Source organism: Flavobacteriales bacterium, assembly GCA_016704485.1.
GTDB lineage: Bacteria > Bacteroidota > Bacteroidia > Flavobacteriales_F > PHOS-HE28 > PHOS-HE28.
In genome coordinates, this window is the sequence record JADJAA010000001.1 from 759031 (window position 1) to 783256 (window position 24226).

Genomic DNA, 24226 nt, shown 5'->3' on the forward strand with positions numbered 1-24226 from the left:
TCAGGGTCAAACATAATCATACGTTCGATAGAGCAACGGGTACTTTGCGGATCGCTTATCAACATGCATTGAAGCGTTTCTACCTTTACCGCCAATGGATACGAACTTGACCGGTAAGCATGCCTTGGTATGTGGGAGCACACAAGGCATTGGAAATGCGGTTGCAATGGAATTCGCAAGACTTGGTGCGCGTGTTACGTTGCTCGCCCGTAATGCTGACAAGCTAAAGGCGGCGGTTGCGTTGTTGGATACGCGGCAAGGACAAGAACATGGCATCCTGGCCGTGGACATGGCTAATACCGATGCATTGCAGAAAGCCCTTGCCCAATTGATGAAGAATGGGCCCGTGGATATTCTGGTGAACAATACCGGAGGTCCACCACCCGGTCTGGCCCATGAAGCGGACACTGCAACATTCGCAGATGCATTCCGCCTGCATTTATTGAGCTACCAAACGTTGGTGCGTGCGGTTGTGCCCCACATGAAGGAACAGAAGTCCGGCAGGATCATCAACGTGATCAGCACCAGCGTGAAACAACCATTACCGAACCTTGGGGTGAGCAATACGATCCGTGGCGCTGTTGCCAATTGGGCGAAAACACTTGCAACGGAATTAGGTCCTTATGGTATTACGGTGAACAACGTGCTTCCGGGTGCAACAGGTACCGAACGCCTAGCCGCTATCGTGAAGAACAAAGCCACAAAAAGTGGAACCAGCGAAGATGCTGCCTCCACAGCCATGAAGAACGAGATCCCATTGCGACGCTTTGCCGAACCGGAAGAGATCGCATACGCCGTAGCATTTCTTGCCGGGCCTTCCGGTGCGTATGTGAATGGCATCAACCTGCCTGTGGATGGTGGGCGTACCGCGTGTCTGTGAGCACACGTTGCTACCGACCAGTTGTTAGTGACGGATGCCAAAGACTCTGCGGTCGGGATCTACTTGGTTATCAATCGGAATCCCTTTCCGTGTACGTTGATGATCTCCAAAGCCTCATCATCTCGCAGGTACTTGCGGAGTTTTGCGATGTAGACATCCATACTTCGGCCATTGAAATAACTATCGTTGCCCCACACTTTGGTCAATGCTTCACCGCGCTCCAAGAGCTCGTTCGCATTGGCACACAACAACCCTAACAGATCGCTCTCCTTGGTGGTGAGCTTGCGTTCGCCGGCTGGAGTCCGTAGGAGTTGAAGCCGTGGTTCGAAGGAACTGTTCCCCACTTCATAGAGGTTCGTTTCCTCCGGCTTAGGGGTAACTCCTTTCGTTCGTCGCAACACTGCATCCACGCGTAATATCAGTTCCTCCATGCTGAAGGGTTTGCTGATATAATCATCCGCACCAAGCTGAAACCCTTGAATGGTATCCTGCTTCATGCTCTTGGCAGTGAGGAACACGATCGGCGTTGTCTGGTCCTTCGCACGGATCTCTCGCGCTAGGGTGAAGCCGTCCTTTACAGGCATCATCACATCAAGGATCAACAGGTCGTAAGCGCCTTTCGCATAGGCATCCCACCCTTGTTGACCGTCGGTGCGCAAGGTTACGTCATGGTCTTTCGCACGTAAGTATTCGGCCAAGAGGTTACCGAGATTGGGGTCATCTTCGACCAACAGAAGCTTGATCTTTTCGGACATGTTCAAAGGGTAGAAAGATGCGGAAGGTACTACCCGTTCCGGGAGTGCTTTCCACGTTGATGGTTCCGTTGTGGCGCAAGACCACGGTACGGACGTAGCTCAGGCCAAGCCCGAAGCCTTTCGCATTGTGGAGATTTCCGGTAGGTACACGGTACAACCGATCGAATATTTTCTTCTGTTCGCCGGACGCAATGCCGATCCCATTATCGGAAACACTTAGTGTTATGCCCACATCGTTGCTGCGAGAGGAGATCCGCAATCGCGGTTCCTTTTCAGTGTATTTCACGGCATTGTCGATCAAGTTGTAGAACAGGTTGGTAAGGTGGATGCGGTCTCCTTGTACATGATGGATCTCCGCTTGCAGGTCGAGCTCCATACGACCATTCCTACGTGATACTTGGATGTTACTGCTGTGGATCACATCCTTCAACAGTTCATGGATGTCCAGATCCACCAACTTCAGCACCATTAGGCCGCCATCCATCACAGCGCTCTGTAGGACATTCTCGACCAAGGATCCCAACCGCTTGTTCTCATCCCTGATCATGGTCACGAACGTGCGTACTTGTTGATCCGTTTTTGGCATACTGGGGTCCGTTAGCGCTTCGCACGCAAGACCGATCGTACTGATCGGTGTCTTCAATTCATGGGTCAGGTTGTTCACCAGATCGTTGCGAATATCGTTGAGGCGCTTCTGGCGCAGGATCGTTCGGATGCTATAAAAAAAAGACATCATCAATACACCAATGAACAACGCCGAACTAATGATCAAGGGTAGAATACTCTTATAGATCGTACGCCCCTGATCGGGAATGGCGACGTGCAAGTAGAATGCAGGGCCGCTTATATCATGTCTGAATAATCGTTCCTTGTACGGTGTGTTCAGCAGTGTATTCGAGGAAACCTCAGGGTTCTCTGGGAGCAGTACGAGTTCATTCTCCACCGAATAAACTGCCCGAGCCCATTCAACATCGATATCATTCGCATGTAATTCCTGACCTAAGAGCGAGTCCAGAATGATGGGCGACAAACGTTCATGGATATTGCGCCGTTGCTCCTTGGCCATAATGGTGCGCACAAGATCGGCAACCAGTTCTTCCTCTCCCGAGCGGTACGATCCATTCGCGATCGTTTCCGTCCCGAACTGCTCATTCTCCAACGCGTATTCCAGTCCCGACCCTCGTTCAGCCTGTTCGTGTAAGAACGGCTCCTTGTTCGCTGCGGAAAGGTCCACCTTCACTTCATCATCATCCAGTTCCCGCAGTGTATCCAATCGCAATATCAACCTTCTGCCAGCTTCATGTTGACCCAGTTCGTGCATGCGGTCCAAGCGTTCCAAACGATCGCTTACTGAACGCAGCGCGTTGTTCACTCCCATGGCGAATTGGGTCTCTCGCAATACCAAGGTGTCGTGCATCCACTTCACTTGGATCGCCATTAACCCTGCCAGTGCAACGCTGATCACAACCAACAACCCTATGACCCACCGTTTATTCACGGAACGAAACTACCGGGTTCCAACCGGGTTCTCACATGGCGATCTACCGTTTAACCCATTTTAACGTCCGTTCGCACATCCTTAACATCCAATGCGGAAAGCGAGCATTACGTTTGTTTCGTCGAACAACATAGAAAGTGGAATACGCACTATCGAAAGTTCGGAGACGGGTGAAAAGTTAATTAGGACGCTGGTCAAGCTTGGGAGGTTTTGGTCCATTGACTGCGCAAAGAGGGGTCGGAAGGTTCTTGTGGAAACAAGGGCCTTTCGATTTTATATGGAGTTGCTTCTTGGCAACGTGAATAGCCCACTGTCATTCGGCCGATCACCGTTGTTCATTCTACCTTCGTCACCCTAAGACAATGGAACAACTCTTGAATTTGATCAATGGCGAATTGCGCCCAGCACTGGGTGGTACGACCATAGATGTTTACGCACCCGCGACCGGTAGAGTGATCGCGCAAGCTCCAGATAGTGACGAGCGCGATGTGCAAGCGGCCGTTGATGCTGCTACGAAAGCTTTTCCGGTTTGGAACGGAATGGGGGTCGAAGGTCGATCGAATGCATTGTTGCGTCTTGCGGATGCGATCGAGCAGGATATGGATGGGTTCGTTGCGGATGAATCGCGTGACAATGGTAAACCCCTATCATTGGCACGTCGTGTTGATATACCAAGAGCCGTGGCCAACTTACGATTCTTTGCAACGGCCGTGCTGCACTTCAACAGTGAAGCACACATGATGGATGCTATCGCTGTGAACTATACCGATCGCCAACCGATCGGCGTGGTGGGCTGTATAAGTCCATGGAACTTGCCGCTATACTTGTTCACATGGAAGATCGCACCGGCGTTGGCAGCTGGCAATTGTGTGGTAGCGAAACCTTCTGAAATTACACCCATCACCGCGTACCGCATGAGCAAGTTGTGCAAAGCGGCCGGTATTCCTGATGGCGTGCTGAACATCGTTCATGGTATTGGACCAAAGGTTGGCGCCGCTATTACTGCGCACCCAGCCATTACGGCCATCTCCTTTACAGGTGGAACAAGAACGGGTGCTGAGATCGCACGTGTAGCTGCTCCGATGTTCAAGAAGCTAAGCTTGGAGCTTGGTGGGAAGAACGCTGTATTGATCTTCAATGATTGCGACTTCGAGGAGATGATGAAGACCACTGTGCGCAGTAGTTTCACCAATCAAGGACAGATCTGCTTATGCGGCTCGCGGATCCTGGTGCAACGGGGGATCTATGACCGCTTCCGTGACGAATTCGTGAAGCGTGTAACCGCATTGAAGGTCGGTGATCCTGCCGATGCGAAAAGCGACCTCGGCGCTGTGGTATCGCAACCGCACATGGAGAAGGTGCTGGAACATATCCGCATTGCGAAAGAAGAAGGAGGCACGATCCTGTGTGGCGGTGAACGCATTGTACTGGAAGGCGAACTGAAGAATGGTTGGTACATCGCACCTACTGTCATTGAAGGGCTTGGGCCTCAATGCCGAACCAATCAAGAAGAGATCTTTGGTCCGGTAGTGACCATTCAACCGTTCGATTCTGATGCGGACGCAGTTGCCATGGCGAACAGCACGCCATACGGTCTTGCCAGTGTTGTGTGGACCCAGGATGTGAAACGAAGTCACCGCGTTGCGCGGAACATCAACGCCGGGATCGTGTGGGTGAATTGTTGGATGATCCGTGATCTGCGCACCCCGTTCGGCGGTACCAAGCAAAGTGGCGTGGGGCGCGAGGGCGGTGTGGATGCGCTGCGCTTCTTTACCGAAGCGAAGAACGTCTGCATCCGACTATGAGATCAGGCGTGTTCTACTCGTGTTGGTCGCTGACGATGTGCTTTCATGCCATTGGTAAAGAACCATCCGAAACGCGCGGAGAACCAGCGATCGAATCGGCCGAAGACACTGGTCACTATATGAAGAAGGGTGAACATGGTTTAGCAGGTTTGTATACCTTATAACCCCGTCTTCCTACCGATCAGTATGTGGAACCCGGATCACTGGGTAACTTATCTTGAATTGCTATCCGGCCATTAAACAATGACCTCCACTACAACGAACTCCGAATCGCCATTCGGTATCCGGCGTAATTGCATGGGTGCCACCTTACGGCGAGCCAGATCCAATAGAACCACGGATCGGGTCTCCCCATCCTGTTGTTGACCCGGAACAGCTGTATCATAACGTTCTTGGAGCTGAGCCTCGTTCAATCCGTTCAACATATCTATGGTGCTCTCCAATTCAATTGCGTCCGCGGGATCCATATCGATACCGAACACAACGGAGTGTCCCCGGTCAGAGCGACCGATCAAGAACAGAGACCCCGCATCCTTCTTCCCTACTGCGCTCATTAGCTCAGTCGCACTCAAATAGCATTTCGTCCACGTAATGGGCCGCTGAGCGCCCTCATCCAGATCCTTTGAGATCATCTCAACGACCGTGCGACGCAGTTCTTCGGTACAGCGCCCTTTACAAAGCAATAGGATATCCTCTGCCACAACAAATTCATGGAGTTCATCGATATCGCCATCCGAAAATCGCGGAAGATCATCGTTACCGATGAACACACGCATTGCAAAGCGCTGATGATCCGCTCCCACGTTCACCATTTGGTGCACGAGATCATGGCCAGATCTCCTTGCCATTTCGATCAGCCCAAGTCCTGCACCACCTCTCTTGGAACTGCTATCATTCTGCAAGCCATTGAGGAACATCCGTTTCAGTTGCTCAGGGTCCAGTTGATTCACATTCTCCAGTAACTTGCTCAACGGGCCAGCCTCGTGATCGGGAACCGCATTCACTGCCACCACTTCGAACGACAGGTCCTGCTGGCGTATCAGGAACATGCTTCGACCAGCATTCCTATCCAGTTCCTCTGAAAGCCGTGTGCGATGCCGAATGATGTTCTGATAGGACTCCACCATCAGGAATCCCACTTTATTCCGTAACGCACGGTCGCCTTTCGCTTGGTTCACGAACTGCTCACCCATGGAGATCAGCTGGGCAGTGTGCTCATCATGAAAACTTCCGCTATACAAGAACACGGATGTTCCGCTAAAAAGAGCTTTATGCACACTATGCAGCGAGGAGAGCTCCATTGAACTTATGGCATCAAATATAGATGGCTGGGAGCACCTTTCGAAAGGTGATCATTGATCTTGGACAACCCTATCTTCGCGCAATTACATGATCAACGAGGCAACTCTCCGATCCGTGCATGCCTATGTGAGGCGTTGGTTCACACGGAACATGCCGGAACATATGGTCTTTCACGATCTTGAGCATACGCTATCGGTGGCGCGTGCTGCAATTGGGATCGGCGTTGGGATGCGCTTGACCACGGAGGAACTGGCGGAATTGGAATGTGCCGCACTGTTCCATGATACGGGCTATGCTTGGGCCTATGAAGGGCACGAAGAGCACAGCGCCGATCTGGCCGAACTGTTCCTCACTAAGAAAGCGGTAGACAAACGGACCATAGCGAAGATCCGTTCGTTGATCATGGCCACGAAGTACACCGCCACACCCCGCACCGTTCCGCAAAAAGTGATGCGCGATGCCGATTCAGCCAAAGCAGGCCAGATCGATTTCGCTGAAAAGAGCGAACAACTGCGCATGGAACTGGAGGTGATCCGAAAGAATAAGCTAACACCGGCGGCCTGGATCAAAGAGAACCTGAACTACTTGGAAGCCCATCGCTTCCTTACCCCATTCGCGAAGGAGCGTTACGGTGAACAAAAGCGGCTCAATCTCGAAGTGCTGCGTGCCGAAAGCCGAAAACCTGCCAAGAGCAGGAAACCAACGGAGGTGGTGAACGAAAAATACTTCGATCGCGACCTGAGCTGGCTCTCATTCAACGACCGTGTACTGCAAGAAGCGAAGGACCCGAACACACCGCTTTTGGAACGGATCAATTTCCTGGCCATCTACTCCAATAACCTGGACGAATTCTATAGCGTGCGCGTTGCTGGGCTTAGAAGCCTGCTCAAATTAAAGAAGACGGATCGGAAAGTATGGGAAGTGCCGCCGGATGATCTGGTGGAGCGGTTGAACCAAAAAGCGATACTGCAACAACGTGAGTTCGGTGCGTTGTACAGGGAAACCCTCTTACCCGCGTTGGCCAAGAACGGCATACGCATTCTGAACGAGAAGGAGATCTCAACCAAGCAACGGAAAAAAGTGCTTGCGGTATTCAACAAGGACATCGCCCCATTGCTCCAGACCGCAGCGGTACGGGAAGGGAATGAACCCTTCATCGAGGACCGCAAGCTTTATTTCGCATGCCGTTTGCTCAAAAAAGGGAAACAGAATGAACGGCTCGTGCTGCTTAACATTCCAAGCGACCGTATGGACCGGTTCGTTCGGTTACCATCAAACGGAAAACGGACGGACCTTTTGTTCTTGGATGATGCCGTGCGGATCGGTATGTCTTCATTGTTCAAGGAACATAAAGTTCTTGGAGCATATGCCATTAAACTCTCACGTGATGCTGAACTCTATCTGGACGAGGAGTTCGATGGCAATGTGAAGGACAAGGTGCGCAAAAGCCTACGTAAACGAACCACGGGGGTGCCTGCGCGTTTCCTTTATGACAGCTCCATACCAGCTACTACGCTGAGCATGCTGCGCTCATTACTTGGACTTGGCAAACAGGACCTTGTGCCTGGTGGGCGTTATCACAACTTCAGCGACCTGATGAACTTGCCCGTTAAAGGGCATGGTAAACTTCGCAATGTGCCTTGGCCGCCTATGATGCACCCGGCCATATTGTCCTCACGCAGCACATTCCTTGCCATAGCAAAGCAGGATCTACTGTGGCATTACCCGTATCACGATCTCGGTATGCTGGTTCACTGGATCCAAAAGGCCGCCGCTGATCCAGCAGTTAAACACATCGCGATAACACTGTACCGCGTGGCAAAGGAATCGGTGATCTGCGCAGCTTTGATCGATGCGTTGCACAACGGAAAGAAGGTGACCGCATTCGTTGAGGTACAAGCGCGGTTCGATGAAAAGGCCAACCTCTACTGGGGTGAAGCGTTGGAAAATGCCGGGGCGTGTGTGATGTACAGTTACGAGAATGTTAAGGTGCATTGCAAGCTCTTGCTGATCGAACGGACAGAGAACAAGCATCGCAGGCGCTATGCATACTTGAGCACGGGTAATTTCAATGAACGCACATCCAAGATCTATGCGGATAGTGCCCTGCTTACAGCCAAACCGGCCTTGACCGAGGAAGTAGCGCAGGTGTTCCGCCACTTGGAAGATCGCAGCTATAGCCCACAATTGAAACATTTATTGCTTGCCCCGTATGCTCTCCGCAGTAAAATGGAAGCGTTGATCGACAAAGAGATCGAGCTTGCACAACATGGCAAATACGCAGAGATCATGCTCAAGCTCAATAGCTTGGAAGACCATGCACTGATCCGCAAACTATACGATGCAAGCAATGCGGGCGTAAAGATCCGTCTGATCATACGCGGTATCTGCTGTCTGGTACCGGGTATCAAAGGGCTTAGCACGAACATTAAGGTCATCAGTATTGTGGACCGTTACCTGGAACATACACGGGTGTATGTATTCAACAACGATGGCAAGAAGTTGATCTACATGAGCAGCGCCGATTGGATGGGCCGTAATCTGGATCGCCGGATCGAAGTGGCCTTCCCCATTCTTGACCCGGACCTGAAGAGGGAGATACTCGATCTCCTGAAGTTGCAATGGAATGACCGGACCAAAGCGCGCCTGATCAATGCCAAACAGACCAACCCGTATGTTGGTTCAAGGTCCAAGAAGCATACGCAATGGGCCCAACTGGATACGTGGAAGTATTTGATGGCTGAACGGGAGCGTCAATAGCAAGACGCCTCGTTGTGCGTAACCCTTAAGACATGCAAAGCTGGATTTTACGGCAGAAGAATACTGCCATTGAAACAGCCCTGAAGGGGCGGAGTAATACGTGCCTATAAAGTTTGGTCAGGGGATATTATTCAGATTGCTATCTCGCCCATTCAGGGCTTAAAAACAAGGCCAATGCAAAGTCGATGGGCCAAGGCCCATCGCTATACTATTGCGCCCTGCCATACGGCAGGCTATGACGCACCAAAAACAGAACGTTAAATAAATAACGTTGCGGAACGTGCCAAAAATGGGGGTACAAAAAAGACGGCCGCACGGACCGTCTTTTAGTGGAGAATACCGGAGTCGAACCGGTGACCTCTTGCATGCCATGCAAGCGCTCTAGCCAGCTGAGCTAATCCCCCAATATTTCAACCCATTTTGCTAATGGGATGGCAAATGTAGACAAAACCCGATTTCATTCCACCTTTGCACGATGTCCTTGTCCGAAGATCTTAAGCAAGACCTCATTCAGAATCTACGCGAACATATAAATGGTTCCGTGGTAATAACGGACTTCGCACCCTTGTCCGGCGGCAGCATCAATGACGCCTATGAAGTAAAGACCAGCGCTGGCAGCTTCTTCTTGAAGACCAATGCCGCGGATCGGCACCCCAGCATGTTTGCCGCAGAAGCGGATGGCCTGGAGCGGTTGAACGCTACAAAGTCTGTGCGCACTCCGATGGTTTTCGGTCATGGCGAAACGGATGATACCACATGGCTCTTGTTGGAATTTATTGGGGATGGTGAACGGACCCCTTCTTTCTGGCATCACTTCGGCAAAGGCCTTGCGCAATTGCACAGTAACTCGCATGCTCAGTTCGGACTGGAGCGCAACAACTACATCGGGTCGTTGGAGCAGATCAACACACAGGAAAAGGAATGGAGCACCTTCTTCATTCAACAGCGCTTGGAGCCGTTGGTGAAACTGGCACGCGACAAGAAACGCGTGGAAGCCGGAATGGCCTTCCGGTTCGAACGGCTCTATGGCAAACTGAATGATCTCTTTCCGAAAGAAGCCCCTGCGTTATTGCATGGCGATCTCTGGCACGGAAACTTCATGTGTGATCCAGAAAGTAAACCCGTGCTCATAGATCCGGCGGTGTACTACGGGCATCGCGAAATGGACATTGCGATGTTGCACTTGTTCGGCAGTGTGGATCCCGATCTTATTGAAGGCTACACTGCGGAAAAGCCCTTGGAGAAAGAGTGGGAAAAGCGCACGGAACTGTGCAACCTCTATCCCTTACTGGTCCACGTGAACCTGTTCGGTGGGCATTATGTACAGGAGGTGGAAAAGGCGCTAGGGCGTTGGGTTTGAACGTGGTCTGCAGCCCTTGGCCGTCGCTCGCTTGACCATTGCTAACGTACTCACTTGCACCCTTTCTTGAAGGTCTCCCAATCCAACTCCACACCGTTCGGATACTTCTTTTCCAGCTTGCTCTTGATGGTGGACTCGACCTCTGAAAATGGAACACCGTAGACCCGTTCAAGGCTTGTAAAGCCTTCTCGCCACAGCGTTGCCATTTTCTCAACGCCACCTAGTTCCAACAAATGCTCAACGATATGCGCCGCTTGATGGTACGCGACCATTTCATCGTTCTTGTAGAATTGGCTCACCAAGGAGTCCATAGGTACAAGCATGTCGGCCCCCATTAAATACCGGTAGACCTTATCCACCGATTCGCCATTGCAGTTGTTTGCGGCATACGTTGCCAATCCTTCGTTCAACCAAAGGTTATTCTCCGGTGGGAAACCCCACTCCTCCATGGCGATCATGTGCATGGTCTCATGCACGATGGGAGCCGGAATTATATTCTCCTTTTCAATTGTTTCTGGATCATTGGTTGCGACAAAGGCTACTTCCTTGTTCCAATGATCCGCATGACCGGAGACACCGATGTTGATGTCTTCCTTCATCGCCGCTTTCGATGGATAGAACTTGATCTTGTACGGCGCTTTGAATTCATCCAACCCGAGCAGTTGCTTGTTGCGCTCGATCGCGTTCATGCATGCATCCACAAGCGAGTCGCGATGATCATAAGCATAGCCCGGCATGGGAAACACGAACTCAATACTGTCCATGCGCTTGGTCGCGAACCGTTGGAGCTCCCAACCTCCATCAACTTCTTGATCGTTGACTGTTTCGCGGACATCAGCAGTGCAGCTGATCAACACTAGAACAGATGCAAAATACATGGCTATTCGTGGGAGTAGCATCATACAGGTTTCAGCAATGGAAGACATGCTTCATCAGCATATCATCCAAGATCGCACTCACAATATATGGAGGATGAACGCTGCCCTTCAGAACCCTACGCCTTATCACTCTTGCGCTGCACGCCGATCACATCTTCGATCTTGCACAACGCGCCAGCCATTGCGGCATAACCCGTGATCGCAGCGGCCTTGAACTTATTGCCTCCTTTTCTGAAGTTCCATACCTCACTTAGGAACGGCATGAAGTTCTCCGCGTTCATCAGATCATAGGCCACCGACATGGTGGTAGTGAGCGAGCGCGCTGTGTGCCACAATCCGAACGGAACGTATAACGACTCTCCGGCCTTGATGGTGAACTTGTAAGGCGTTACACCCTTGAACAACGGGAACCGATCGTAGTCCGGGTTCTCTGGATCGTTGATCAGTGACTTCCACGGATCGTTCGGATCCGGGTACATCATGTGTGCCTGCTCGCGTGGGTAAACGGTGAATTCCTTTTCGCCATACAACTGATTGATCCATGCACTGAGCCAGTAATAGTCGATGTGGATGTACGGGAACTGACCGCCGGGACCACCGATGAACAGCTCGGTAGCATTGCCCCAGTTGCCGCGCTGGAACCAACGGCTCTCCAACCAGTTCGGGCGTGCATAACCCAGATCCAACGGATCCATGTGACCAGCCAGTTCAGGCAAAGAACCGCGAATGTGATACTTGCACGGATAAGGCACCTTACGGGATGTATCCTTACCCTCTACCAGGTCCATGATCTCTGCCATGGTGTAATCCGTACCATCCACGTTGGTGGGACGGTCGGCAAAATTCTCGCGGAAGAAATCAGGAGTGAATGTTCCGGTTGCTTTCCATACTCGGCTGGCCTCTGTAAAGACCAACGGGATGCCCTTTTTCCAGTATTCGTTGTAGAATTCCTTTTGGGTGATCTCGCCTTCGGCGACACGTCCTGATCTCCATTTGTTCGTTTTGAAGTGATAAAAGTAGTGGCTTGGTACGCAAAATGCGTGCAAAAGGATACCACCACAGACTTGTTAGTCCGGGGCATCGGGCTGCAATACGCGCCTTTGCCCGTGCTACCCCTGCCATCAAACCATAAACACCAGCGATAAGTCAATAAGATGTGGTTAGGATCCCTAGATATTTCCGTGACATAACTTGTTGTATTGCTCTTGCTGCTTACTTTGGATCTCATGAAACGATCCATACCCACACTTGCACTCTCCATTTTATTTGGGGCAGCGTGTTCCTCCACCGTGTATTCCCAATGTGCCATTGGCGAGGTGGAAGTGACCATTGATGTAATGACCGATGCGTTCGGTTATGAAACCTACTGGGAATTATTGCCTAGTGGAAATGCCTGTGGCACGGGGACCATCTTCGCTGGGGGAAATACCGCCGTTGGGTGCAATGGTGCTGGTGCACAGACGCAAACACCGGGCGGGTACGGCGATAACCTTACCATCTCAGAAGGGCCTTGGTGTTTTGTGGATGGTTCACAATACGACATCTTTTGGGCGGACGACTATGGCGATGATGGGTTGGATTTCGAAGTGTTCGTGAACGGCATCAGCGCCGGACAATTCGATGGAACCGGCGAGGGACAGACCTTTACGTTCACCGCATCAATACCTCCCGCTCGTGACATGGCCATAACCACCATCACTGCTGCCAAATACGTATTCGAGAATGCGAATGTGATGGTAAGCGGACATATCCAGTCGTTAGGGGCGGATGTGGTGACTTCATTCGATCTGAACTACCGCATCAACAGTGGTGCGGTGGTCACGGAAAATGTAAGTCCAGTATTCATGAACGCTGGTGATATCATCCTGTTCGAACACGGTACACCACTCACACCTTCCGGCGTTGGGGCGAATACACTTACGGTCTGGGCATCCAACATTAATGGCGATACGGACCTTGTGCCTGCAAATGATGAACTATCCAGCGAGCTGATCGTTAATGCAGCTATTCCCAACATCATCGACCAGTACCTTATTGGAGTTCCTACCATACAAGTTGTTGCTGGTGCCGGTGATGGGTTGAACATACCGCGCGACCTGGATTTCCACAAGGACCTTGCGCGCAACGAACTCTGGGTGGTGAATAAGGATACCGAAGAAAGCGGAAGTAGCACCGTGACCTTCATGGATGTGAATGCACCTGTGATCCAATCGCAAATGCTCGAGGATCAGAACAATTGGCATTTCATGTCGTTGACCACCGGACTTGCGATGTCCGACAACGGCAATTTTGCGACCAGCCCTGGTGTGTATGACGCGAACCACAATGGCGGCGATGCTTTTACCGGACCATCACTATGGAGCAGCGACCTTGCTGTGTATGCGCAACCTTCCGGCGGCAACGGTAGCCACTTGGACATGCTGCATCAGAATCCCGAGAGCCAAGGCATTGCACACGAAAGCCTGAACCGCTTCTGGGTAACTGACGGTTACAATGGCGACGTGACAATGAACGATTTCCGCAACGATCATGGTCCGGGAGCGGATGATCATGTGGATGGTATCATCAAACGCTATCAGGAATTCTCCATCACTAAAGATCCGAACGATCATATCGTAAGCCACTTGGTCCTGGACAAGCCAACAGGATGGCTCTATGTGGTGGATCATGGTGCGCAGCGCGTTATGCGCATCGACATCAACTCGGGAACCACAGGACCAGCACCAACGTGGCCACCTACTGGACCATACGAGAATTATGCGGAATACACCACCGTGTTGAATTACGATTGGGAAGAAGTGATCAGCACCGGACTTGTGGAGCCAGCGGGTATTGAAGTGATCGGCTATCGCCTGCTTGTTTCCGACCATAGCAATGGTGACATCATCGTGTACGACATCAGTTCCACACCTCTTGTAGAACTGGGCCGTATCCAAACGAACATGCCCGGTATAATGGGGATCGTTCTAGGACCGAATGGAAAGATATGGGCAGTGAATGCCACCACCAGCGAACTGCTCTTGATAGAGCCGGACGCCATTGCTGGTGTACCGGAACTCAGCACTACAATTCTGCTCAATGCTTACCCGAATCCTGCAAAGGATCGTGTGCAAGTTTCACTGGAGCGTTATGCAGGTGGCACGGTGCGCCTTGAACTCTTGGATGCGGCAGGTCGCCTGGTAGTTGGCACCACCGCAACGGCCAACCGCATGGATCTGGATGTTTCAGGAATGCCTGTAGGGTTGTACCAACTGCGTGCAACGCTTGCCGATGGGCACCAATTGCAACAGCCGCTCATGATCGCGCGGTGATGCAAGCGGTATGATCCGATAACCACATTCAACATAAGCAACCCAAGTACAGCAAGTTCTTTGAACGGCTGTACTTGGGAATTGCCCTTTCTTTGACTCCAACCTTATCCATAACTCATGAGAACAACACTTACATTACTTGCTGCACTTCCACTTGCCTTGATGGCGCAAACCAATTATGACATTGAAGTCGGTGGGTCCATGTTACAACCGCAGAACCTGCCCTATTACGACCCGCAATTTCTAACGATAGACGTTGGTGATATGGTTACCTGGAATGGCGTAGATGGATCGCATAATGCATGGGGTGAGCTGGATGTGTTCCCAACCAATCCTGAAGGATTCGGAAGCGGAGTGCCACAACAAGCTCCATGGGTCTATTCCCACACCTTTACAATACCGGGCACTTACGACTTCCATTGCTCGGCCGTATTCCAAGGCATGCCGCACAGCGCGACCCAGTTCGGTGCGATCACCGTACTTGATCCGAACGGTATTGCAGAGGTAAGCCCATGGGGCGAACTTTCGCTTTATCCAGTGCCTGCCACCGAGAACCTAACGTTGAAGATCCCGACGACCACCCCACTAACGGTTACCGTATTCAACAGCAACGGCACCCTGCAACAAACAACCACCACCGTCCAGAACGGCACCCTGCAATTGGATGTGACCAACTGGAACGCTGGCCTCTACATGCTTCGGCTTATGGATGACAATGGCGAACAGGTTGTTCGCTCATTCGTTGTTCAATAACGCACAACACACTAACCAACAAGAACGGCGAGCTTTGGCTCGCCGTTCTTGTTGGTTAGTGTTTCTTAAGGACACAACAAACGCACAACATGTTAGCATTTAAGTTGGCGATGCACTTACCCAGCTACAGTGACAGCGACCCACCGAATATCTTCGGTTATATTTGGGCTTAAAGTGCATCAACTGATACACATGGCACGCTAAGCGCTGCAACATTGGTGAATTGCAATGAATGACAAACGCTAGTGCGCAGTCTTTTGAAAGAAGTTGGTCCGGCACCATTGTAACGTAATTGGCAAACATTCAGAGTACGATATAAATGACCCCAAGAACCACCATTCCAATTCCAAGAGTTGTTCAAGGTTGCCTCTTGCTCGTTGCCGTTGCTTTTATGCAACCAATTGCAAGTGCCCAGTCCTGGACCCAACTCGGTATGGACATCGATGGTGAAGAGGAATGGAACTTCTCTGGTCGGGCCGTAAGCATTAGTGCTGATGGATCGACTGTTGCCATTGGGGCTAGTGATAATGATGGAAACGGGACACATGCCGGTCATGTTCGGGTATACAAATTCGTTTCAGGAAATTGGATACAGCAAGGAGCGGATATTGACGGGGAAGCTGCATTTGACGAATCTGGTGCCTCGGTAAGCTTAAGTGATGATGGGTTGACGCTTGCCATTGGCGCTATTTATAATGACGGAAACGGAAGTGGAATTAATACTGGCCAAGTTCGGGTGTATCAATGGGATGGATCTGCGTGGACACAACTAGGAGCTGACATTGACGGAGAAGCTGATGATGACTCAGCAGGTTGGTCGGTTAGCTTAAGTACTGATGGGTTGACCCTGGCAATTGGAGCTCCTGGGAATAGCGAGAACGGAACATACGCAGGTAGTGTCAGGGTGTATGAATTCGTCGCGGGGCAATGGATGCAGTTAGGAGCGGATATTGATGGGGAAGCAGCCGGTGACGTTTCAGGTTGGTCCGTAAGCTTAAGTGCAGATGGTTCTACCGTTGCGATCGGGGCTCCTCAAAACGACGGGAACGGAGACGATTCCGGCCACGTGCGGGTCTATGAATTCATGGCAGGAGAATGGGTCCAGTTAGGTTCCGATCTTGATGGTGAAGCGGTGGATGACGCATTCGGTGGCTCGATAAGTCTAAGCGATGACGGCGTGACACTTGCCATTGGGGCGCGCTTCAATAACGGAAACGGGATCAGGGCAGGCCGTGTGCGCGTGTATGAATTTCTTTCTGGGCTGTGGACACCACTTGGTGCGGCTATTGATGGTGAAGCAGCCTTTGATGAATCCGGTGCTACAGTAAACTTGAGCGCCAATGGTTTGACCCTTGCCATTGGGGCACCTAATAATGATGGGTACATGTTCAGTGCAGGTCATGTGCGGGTGTATAAATTCCTATCAGGGGGTTGGATACAGCACGGAGCAGATATTGACGGCGAAGGTGAAAGTGACCATTCAGGTGGCTCCACAAGCGATATTTCAGGTTGCGCCATTGCTTTAAGTGCTGGTGGATCGACCGTGGCAATAGGGGCTCCCTTTAATGGTGGCAACGGAAACCTTTCCGGCCATGTTCGGGTGTATCAAGACCCCAATGTTGTTGGCATAGTCGAAAATGGTTTCGGCCCAAACCTCACTGTTCAACCCAACCCTACAACCGGCCACATTACCATTTCGCTTGACCATTATTACAACGATCTACATGTAGAGGTAAGCGACATTACCGGCAAGCAAGTAGCCACCTTCAACTTCGGCACAGCTGCGCAGGTCACATTCGAACTGGAAGGTGCAAGCGGAATCTACTTTCTGGATATTACTTCTGCTGAAGGAAAGTCGGCAAGCGTTAAGGTGGTCAAGAACTGAACAACCAGCATTTCAATGGGCATTCTCGATCGATTCAGAAGGCGTAAGAAGATTAAACCTCCGCAGGCTCTAGTATTGCATCGTCACTAAGGAACTATTTTCTTAGATGTCGATAGATCACTGAAGAGAACTGAGCCAAGCCAGGGGTGAACCAACTCCGCAGCTAGGGTTAAAGCCCTAAGAGACTTATGGGTACCTCTGGCTTTCTCAGGTCTAAGGCTCGGATAGAATGCTAGGCGTAAGGGCCTATTAGAGTCATGGAGCATCGGACCTGTCGCTCAGCCTCAACAGCGATCATTTGTTGAACCTCAAAGTAAACGAAAATGAAGCATTGGATCGGTATCGATGTGAGCAGTGCAACCTTGGATTTCGCATTGCTCGATGAACACGGTGTTCACTTGGAGAGCTTGCAAGTAAGCAATGGTCGTACAGCCGTAATGACGCTAATGAACAGCTGGAAGAAACGATACGGAGTTGACACCGGGGAATGCCTAGTGTGTTTGGAACCTACCGGGCACTATACGTTGATGTTGCTTAATCTGATCGTGGAGCAGCACTGGCATGCTTGGTTGGCGCACCCGCTCGATATACAAAAGAGCATGGGCATCAAGCGTGTGAAGAACGACAAAGTGGACGCTTTGCGGATCGCGCAATACGCACGCACATTTCGAGAGAAAACACGTTTGTTCACAGCACAGAACCTCAAGCTCGATAAACTCAAGCACCTGCTCACACGTAGGCAACACTTGGTTCGCGTCAGAGCCATGTACAAGAAGCATCTCTCGGACCTGAACCGCTACATGGACAAGGACATTAAAAAGGCGTTCGACCAACTTGACAAGCGTTTGACCGTTGCTTTGGATCGTGCCGTGATACGCGTAGAGCAACTGATCATGGCACAGATCAAAGCCGATGATATAACCAGTGAACAATACAACCTGTTGCTCACGATCCCCGGCGTAGGCCCACAATTAGCGAGCTATTTGATCGCGCTCACCGATGGCTTCCATCGATTTACGAACCCACGCGAACTGGCATGTCATGCTGGTGTAGCTCCATTTGAGCGTAGTTCTGGTAGCAGTATTCGCGGACGAACGCAAGTATCACATCAAGCCAACAAGATCCTTAAGACCATGCTCCACATGGCTGCACTTGCCAACGTGCAACGCGAAGGAGAATTAAAGGTCTACTTCCAACGCAAAGTATCTGAAGGCAAGAAGCCGATATTGGTTGTCAATGCGGTCCGTAATAAGATCATCCATTGTGTTTGCGCCGTGATCCGCAACAACCGGCCCTATGAGCAGCGGCAATTAGTGCAGAATTGATCGGATTGCCGTACTTCGTATGTCGTGTCCAAACGGAAGCAGGCTCTGCTGAAGAGCAACCTAACAGGGATAGGCATGATGGCAACGGCCAACAACATGGATCAAGGGTGGGCCTCATCCTTGGTTCATGGCTGGAGTCCTAATGCCTGAAAAAAACTTTACGTTATGCTTGTTTTTAACATAGAATAAGTCTTCGCCTCGAGACCCTGCGCACTCCTGGTGCCGTTCGGATAGTTGCCCCGTCACAGATGCAGGTCATCTCGGTTAACCATGCAGCGGCCTAAGGTGTTCTTCCCAGACTACAAGAACCAGTGATCCAAGCTAGCGTTGTGCGGTCTAATTGTCAACGAGCAATTTGGTTTGGAGCACACTACCACGCGCACTGCAGCGGATTAGGTACAACCCATTCCCGAGCGCGGGAAGGTCCAAGATCGAACCGTTTGAAAGGTTTGAATACTGTGCCACGCGCCGACCTGCAGAGTCGAACAGTTCAACTTCTTGGATAAGCGCTACTTCCTTCGGCATTTGGATCGAGACCTGCGTTGAGCAAGGATTCGGATAAAGATCCAAGCGACCCGCTGACGAGAGCTCTTCAACACCGAGGTTGAATTCCGGAGTGCAATCGACGGCGAAGTCATTGGGCGATAAGTACCGTCCGATCAAGAAATCACCATAATAAAAACTCGTCATATAAACACGGCCGACCGCGATGATCCTATCGGCATTGTCCAATGTCATTCCCGTAAACGTCGTTGGAGTGTTTAATGCACTATCAATCGTCTCTAAGTGTACACCTGCCGTACCGAACGAAGCATCCAGGACACCGTTCGGTTCGAGCCGCGCAAGGGTTGCCTGACTCAAATTGTCATATCCATCCCCGCCACCACAAACCAATACCCTGCAATCCGCTTGCACCCTGATCTCGTTCACGGCTTCATCGACCCCCAAGAAATTCAGCACAACAACACCGTTCTCATTCCATGTTGTATCAAGTATGCCGTTCCACTGGTAACGCAGTACGACTGCCTCGTTACCATTGGTCTGCGAACCACCCACTAAGATGCGGTGTTCGCTATCGATGGCAATGCTGTGCAGCTCGTCGTTGAAATTGCTTAACGAGCGGGTGGTCCAACCAGTGCCAGCGAAAGTGGTATCCAACGTGCCGGCTGCGCTGAATCGCGCGACCAATATGTCGCTACCGGTGTTACCGGCCACGGTGTATGTGGTTGTGGCGGTGTCGAAAGCAATACAATTGAAGGAGGAGCTGCTCGCGAGGGCCTCCATCAAAACCCTACCATTCGTACCAAAAGACCCATCATATGTACCATCTTCAGATAATCGCCAGATCGCTCCATCACTGCCGTAACTTCCTGAACATAGCAAGCGGGCTTGGTCATCCCATACAATTTGTGTGATCCCATTCGCGATCGATCCTTGTTCAACAACGCGGCCATTTACACCGAACGTACTGTCAATGATCCCATCCTGAGTGAAGCGGCATATAGCAGAACGAGAATCCGAACCACCACCCAGATAAAGCCGATCCACACCGTCAACGATCAGTGATACACCACGGTCATTCGAAGCAAGCGAAATGTCCAGTCTACTACTTCCATCAACACCGAAAGTTGAGTCCAGTAGACCGGAAGTCATGAACCCGGTCATCCCGCAATTCCATCCATTCCCGCCCGCACCGCTTGCAAACCACCCTCCGACAACAATGCGCCCGGTGCTTTGAATGGTCACATCTTCAGCTACATCAGTCGCACCAAAGGAGAAGCCATTGAAATCGAAATTGTTCCAGCTTGTCATGTTGAACGTAGAGTCCCGCTGAGCTAGGAGATCGCCTAGTCCCAAAAGGGTAAGTGCAGTAAGTACTGTGGTCTTTACAGAGAGAGGTTTCATGGTTGGTTCTATAAGTTAGCAGGCAATGTAATCACATAATTCCTAGAGCATCTACCATCTCAAAGTGCTTGATCTATTGAACTGTCTCAGGGGTCTCCCACGCTTTTAGACCACCGCAGGGTCTGTCCGGGTTTTGGCGGACGACCCTGGTGTCAAATGCCTTTGGCGCATTGAAACACCGTTTCAATCTGCTACTACGAACTGACCTTGACCGACCACCTCGCCTTGAACATTGAAGCAACGGAAATGGTATGCTCCCACCGCATAATCTGCGGTGTTCAGGTGTATGATGTCGACCTTCTGTGTATTAAGTCGGTTTACTACTTCTCCTGTAGCGTTGAGTATTTCAACACGGACAGCCGCTACTTCATTTGGGCGGGTACTTACCATGCCGGTCAAGGATGGTACGGGGTAAGCCAGAGCTTCTGTGGGTTCCATCGTTCCATTCAACACTCCTGTTTGGCTAGTGCTTGAATTGTACAATGCGTAATCGCCATCACCGGATGTTTCAGCAACTACTGCCGGAAGCCCATTCTGAACGTACAGGTACCAGGATGATGTATCTCCTAACGCCTGGGTACTGGTGAAGGTCCAAGGCCCATTACCGGTTCCAGAAGCATCAGTGAATGTACTGTCCATGATATGCACGGTGTTCAAATGAATGCGCAGCACGCTTGCGCCTAATGGATAGGCGGGAGTTGTTAAGGTACCCCACGCGTCACAATTGAAATCAGAGGTCTGATACGACACGGACCTACTTGCATCATTACCGTTTCCAGGTATCACTACTGTCGTGATGACCACCTCCGTGCTGCGCGTGCTGTTCATAGTGAAAGGCGTAGGTAGTACAAGCCCACCCTCCGAGTACTGGATGCGCACAAGGTCATTGTCCGTATAGTAACTCCCAACTACGGATAAGCCATCCAGCCCTACGTTGTAGAAGGCTGAACTTCCGTCAGCGGTCCATGCTAACGTTGCCGATGGGAACAGATCATTACCAGCGTTATCTTCCGGTGAATTCCAATCATACGTCAAGGTTTCATCGACGGAGAAGGCATTGGTCCAATTCCAGTATTGATCGGCACCGGCCGGTGTTGGCCCAAAATCAGGGCCACCATCATTATCCCAATGTGCTTGCCATTGCTCTCCAACTATCGGCAGATCATCACTTGTAATGGTTATTTGCCCGAATGCGAGAGTGCCTATGGTAAGACCTAGGGCTGCTAAGAGGTGCTTTGTGATCATGATGATCCGAAAGTATATGAAAGATCCAACGTGTGATCAACCGGATCAGAACTTGACGAATGTTCTGGGCGCTGCGCCCGGTTGAATTTTTCTGCAACGTGCCTTCTGAACCTTTGAACCATTGATCTCTTCTAAACCCACGCAGGCTCATCTGCTGTCCGACAGAGACTCTGCGAACTGCTAGTGCATCAGTGGTCCACCGCACGGTGGAAACTCTTTAGTAATTGAACTTCCGCGTGTTCCTGCCTTAGTCCGTTGAACCGGATAGCGCCATTACGAATTCCGCGGACTTGATGGATGCCACTATTATGAGCGGTGTTTCGCGTGCTATTTTCTGACCCGTGGGGCTGCTGTAGAAGGCGATGAGGTCGCCGAGTTCCGCGTAGGTGAACTGGTCCCGGTAGATCGCAGTTATGGCATTGTCAAGCAGCCGTTTTCCATTCCCGCTTTCGATGTAGGTACTGAGGGCCTGGTAGGTGGAATCGGAGATCTCTTGCTTACCCAAGGCTTCGGTGAGTTTATAAGCCATGGCTTCCTGTATGTTGAAACCGCCCTTCAATGCGCGCAATTCGCGGATCCTATACGTAACACTATCCACGGGCACGTTCGCGGTATCGGGTACGAAGTGCTGTATCTGTTCATTGATCCGGGCGAAGATCGTTGTGTCAACTTGCTGTGCGTAGGTGGTGTTGAGCAGCACCATCAATTGCAGTGAGAGCAGGAGGTATTTCATGGGGAGTGGGAAGAGTTCAGTTTCGTCCGGACAAGGTTAGCATTAAGTTGGTTTACTACCTCAACGCTGGGCGCGTTCCACTGTCCTTTCCGGAACTGCGATCTTCGAATAACTGTCCGCGTGCGTTACTGCTTTAGCACCATCCGTGTAATGGTGTTGTTCTGGTTGTGTAGTTCAACGAAGTAGATGCCCGGCACCCCTTCAATGGGCAGTGTAATGGGTTGCACATTGTTGTAGGTGGTGGTATTCAATGCACGGCCTTGTGCATCGCGTAAGGTAACGCGCACGGGTGTATTGTACGTGCCGAGGTTGATGGTAAGCATGCCGTTGGTCGGGTTCGGTTGAATGGAGGTGGTGGTGCCGAACGTGTTGTCCATTGAAGTGATCGTGGAGAGCGAATAAACGCGTACATGCCCGGAATTGCTGCCATTGCCATCGTTGTACATGCCACCGATGGCTACCGTGTTCAGATCGGGCATGCTGATGGCAAGATCACCGGATCGATCTCCAGTGGCTTCCCCATCAATGTCCACGCCCGCTTGTACCCAGGCGGAACCGTTGTATTGAAAGATGCGCACATGGCCGGCGTCGCTTCCATTACCATCGTTGTTGCCGGTGCCGATGGCGATGGTGTTCGCATTGGGCATGCTGATGCCGCCACCACCCATGAGGTCATCTTCCGCTTCACCGAAAATGCCGTTCCCTTTTTCTACCCAGCTAGTACCGTTCCAATCGTAAATGCGCACGCTACCAGCGTTGGTGCCATTGGTGTCATCGTAAGCTGAACCCACTGCAAGGGTATTTGCACTTGGCATGGCAAGTCGGGCACCCCATCCTGTGAAAGTGGCTTCACCTTCGATTGCACTTCCCTTTTGTATCCAAGCACTACCATCCCATTCGAAGATACGTGCATGACCGGCATTAGTTGCGGCGCCATCATTGTAAGGTGCACCTATAGCAACCGTGTTCGCATCAGGCATGCACACATCCCATCCGGCATTATCGCCTGCAGCTTCGCCGTCAATGTCAGTTCCTTTCTGCTCCCAATCCATTCCGTTCCACGTGTATATGCGAACATGGCCGGCATTGGCGCCGTTACCATCATTGAACGTCGCGCCAATAGCAACGGTAAATGCATCGGGCATGCTCACCTGTCCGCCAAAACCATCACCCAGCCCTTCGCCTAGTAGGGTCGACCCTTTCTGGAGCCAAGCTGATCCGCTCCATTCAAAGATGCGCACATGTCCGGGACGGGTACCCAACAGGTTGTATTCGGTAGCACCAATTGCGACCATATCCGGATTCGGCATACTCACGGACCAACCGTCGTTATCAGCAATTGCAGGACCATCGATGTCCGCTCCTTTTTGTACCCATGAACCGGAAATCCACGCATACACACGTACGTGACCAGCATCTGAACCAGCATCACTATTCCCTGATGCACCAATAGCAACTGTATACAGATCCGGCATGCTTACTACCCTCCCAGATCTATCCCCTTCTGCCTCGCCATCAATGTCATTTCCTAGTTGCACTTGCGCCTGCACGCCGAACGCGAATAGCACGGCCACGGAAAGCAATGCATTGGAAAAAGTTGGGATCACGTTCATGTGCATTCCGTTGGTGGCGTGTTGAGTGAATGATCGCAGCGCATGCTGGAATAACCAAACCAAGGTAGTGCATTTTACACGGGTGCAGGATCTTCACCGAACGGCGGAAGTTCGCACACCGGTTCCTTGCGCTTGCGGAACATGCGTAATTCGGAACAGAAAATTCGACGGTGTCAACGAAGTTCGAAAACAATCAGATCCGTTTCGCTACATTGCAT

The 24226-nt window shown here is 51.2% G+C and carries 17 protein-coding genes and 1 tRNA gene; 8 read left to right on the top strand and 10 right to left on the bottom strand.

The window, feature by feature from the left end; all coding sequences use genetic code 11:
- Positions 1 to 94: 94 nt before the first annotated feature.
- Complete coding sequence (locus IPF95_03285) at positions 95 to 880, top strand: SDR family oxidoreductase (protein ID MBK6473717.1); 786 nt, start codon at positions 95 to 97, stop codon at positions 878 to 880.
- Positions 881 to 939: 59 nt separating this feature from the next.
- Here IPF95_03285 and IPF95_03290 read toward each other — a convergent pair whose 3' ends face one another.
- On the bottom strand, positions 940 to 1635 hold the full coding sequence (locus IPF95_03290; GenBank protein ID MBK6473718.1) for a response regulator transcription factor: 696 nt from the start codon (positions 1633 to 1635) through the stop codon (positions 940 to 942).
- Complete coding sequence (locus IPF95_03295; GenBank protein ID MBK6473719.1) at positions 1598 to 3133, bottom strand: HAMP domain-containing histidine kinase; 1536 nt, start codon at positions 3131 to 3133, stop codon at positions 1598 to 1600. Before IPF95_03295 ends, IPF95_03290 begins: the two co-directional genes overlap by 38 nt.
- 362 nt (positions 3134 to 3495) lie before the next feature.
- Here IPF95_03295 and IPF95_03300 point away from each other — a divergent pair, with 362 nt between their 5' ends.
- The gene (locus tag IPF95_03300; GenBank protein MBK6473720.1) at positions 3496 to 4938 is read left to right on the top strand and encodes an aldehyde dehydrogenase; all 1443 of its coding nucleotides are present in this window, start codon (positions 3496 to 3498) and stop codon (positions 4936 to 4938) included.
- 236 nt (positions 4939 to 5174) lie between these two features.
- Here the strand turns inward: IPF95_03300 and IPF95_03305 are convergent, their stop codons facing one another.
- On the bottom strand, positions 5175 to 6239 hold the full coding sequence (locus IPF95_03305) for a hypothetical protein (GenBank protein MBK6473721.1): 1065 nt from the start codon (positions 6237 to 6239) through the stop codon (positions 5175 to 5177).
- Between the two features lie 88 nt (positions 6240 to 6327).
- Here IPF95_03305 and ppk1 point away from each other — a divergent pair, with 88 nt between their 5' ends.
- The gene (gene ppk1, locus IPF95_03310; protein ID MBK6473722.1) at positions 6328 to 9000 is read left to right on the top strand and encodes a polyphosphate kinase 1; all 2673 of its coding nucleotides are present in this window, start codon (positions 6328 to 6330) and stop codon (positions 8998 to 9000) included.
- 330 nt (positions 9001 to 9330) lie between these two features.
- Here the strand turns inward: ppk1 and IPF95_03315 are convergent.
- A tRNA-Ala gene (locus IPF95_03315) sits at positions 9331 to 9404 on the bottom strand.
- 71 nt (positions 9405 to 9475) lie between these two features.
- Between IPF95_03315 and IPF95_03320 the strand changes: the two genes are divergently transcribed.
- On the top strand, positions 9476 to 10360 hold the full coding sequence (locus IPF95_03320; protein MBK6473723.1) for a fructosamine kinase family protein: 885 nt from the start codon (positions 9476 to 9478) through the stop codon (positions 10358 to 10360).
- Positions 10361 to 10410: 50 nt separating this feature from the next.
- On the opposite strand, the gene IPF95_03325 is transcribed toward IPF95_03320, so the two are convergent.
- Positions 10411 to 11262, bottom strand: coding sequence for a hypothetical protein (locus tag IPF95_03325; GenBank protein ID MBK6473724.1), 852 nt, complete (start codon positions 11260 to 11262; stop codon positions 10411 to 10413).
- 92 nt (positions 11263 to 11354) lie between these two features.
- Entirely contained in the window at positions 11355 to 12284 is a 930-nt protein-coding gene (locus IPF95_03330) for a cupin-like domain-containing protein (GenBank protein MBK6473725.1), read from the bottom strand.
- 180 nt (positions 12285 to 12464) lie between these two features.
- Between IPF95_03330 and IPF95_03335 the strand changes: the two genes are divergently transcribed.
- From IPF95_03335 to IPF95_03350, 4 genes are all read left to right on the top strand, one after another.
- Complete coding sequence (locus IPF95_03335) at positions 12465 to 14549, top strand: T9SS type A sorting domain-containing protein (GenBank protein MBK6473726.1); 2085 nt, start codon at positions 12465 to 12467, stop codon at positions 14547 to 14549.
- Positions 14550 to 14666: 117 nt separating this feature from the next.
- Positions 14667 to 15302 carry a T9SS type A sorting domain-containing protein gene (locus tag IPF95_03340; protein ID MBK6473727.1) on the top strand — a complete coding sequence of 212 codons (636 nt, stop codon included), beginning with the start codon at positions 14667 to 14669 and terminating at the stop codon, positions 15300 to 15302.
- Between the two features lie 319 nt (positions 15303 to 15621).
- On the top strand, positions 15622 to 17187 hold the full coding sequence (locus tag IPF95_03345; protein ID MBK6473728.1) for a T9SS type A sorting domain-containing protein: 1566 nt from the start codon (positions 15622 to 15624) through the stop codon (positions 17185 to 17187).
- 323 nt (positions 17188 to 17510) lie between these two features.
- Positions 17511 to 18512, top strand: coding sequence for an IS110 family transposase (locus IPF95_03350; GenBank protein ID MBK6473729.1), 1002 nt, complete (start codon positions 17511 to 17513; stop codon positions 18510 to 18512).
- A 336-nt stretch (positions 18513 to 18848) separates the two neighbouring features.
- Here the strand turns inward: IPF95_03350 and IPF95_03355 are convergent, their stop codons facing one another.
- The 4 genes from IPF95_03355 to IPF95_03370 all read right to left on the bottom strand — a co-directional run bounded on the left by IPF95_03355 (position 18849) and on the right by IPF95_03370 (position 24008).
- Positions 18849 to 20417, bottom strand: coding sequence for a T9SS type A sorting domain-containing protein (locus IPF95_03355; protein ID MBK6473730.1), 1569 nt, complete (start codon positions 20415 to 20417; stop codon positions 18849 to 18851).
- Positions 20418 to 20600: 183 nt separating this feature from the next.
- Entirely contained in the window at positions 20601 to 21662 is a 1062-nt protein-coding gene (locus IPF95_03360) for a hypothetical protein (protein MBK6473731.1), read from the bottom strand.
- A gap of 247 nt (positions 21663 to 21909) precedes the next feature.
- Complete coding sequence (locus tag IPF95_03365) at positions 21910 to 22395, bottom strand: DUF2059 domain-containing protein (protein ID MBK6473732.1); 486 nt, start codon at positions 22393 to 22395, stop codon at positions 21910 to 21912.
- A gap of 125 nt (positions 22396 to 22520) precedes the next feature.
- Positions 22521 to 24008: a T9SS type A sorting domain-containing protein gene (locus IPF95_03370; protein ID MBK6473733.1), complete on the bottom strand. Its 1488-nt coding sequence runs from the start codon at positions 24006 to 24008 to the stop codon at positions 22521 to 22523.
- Positions 24009 to 24226 lie beyond the last annotated feature (218 nt).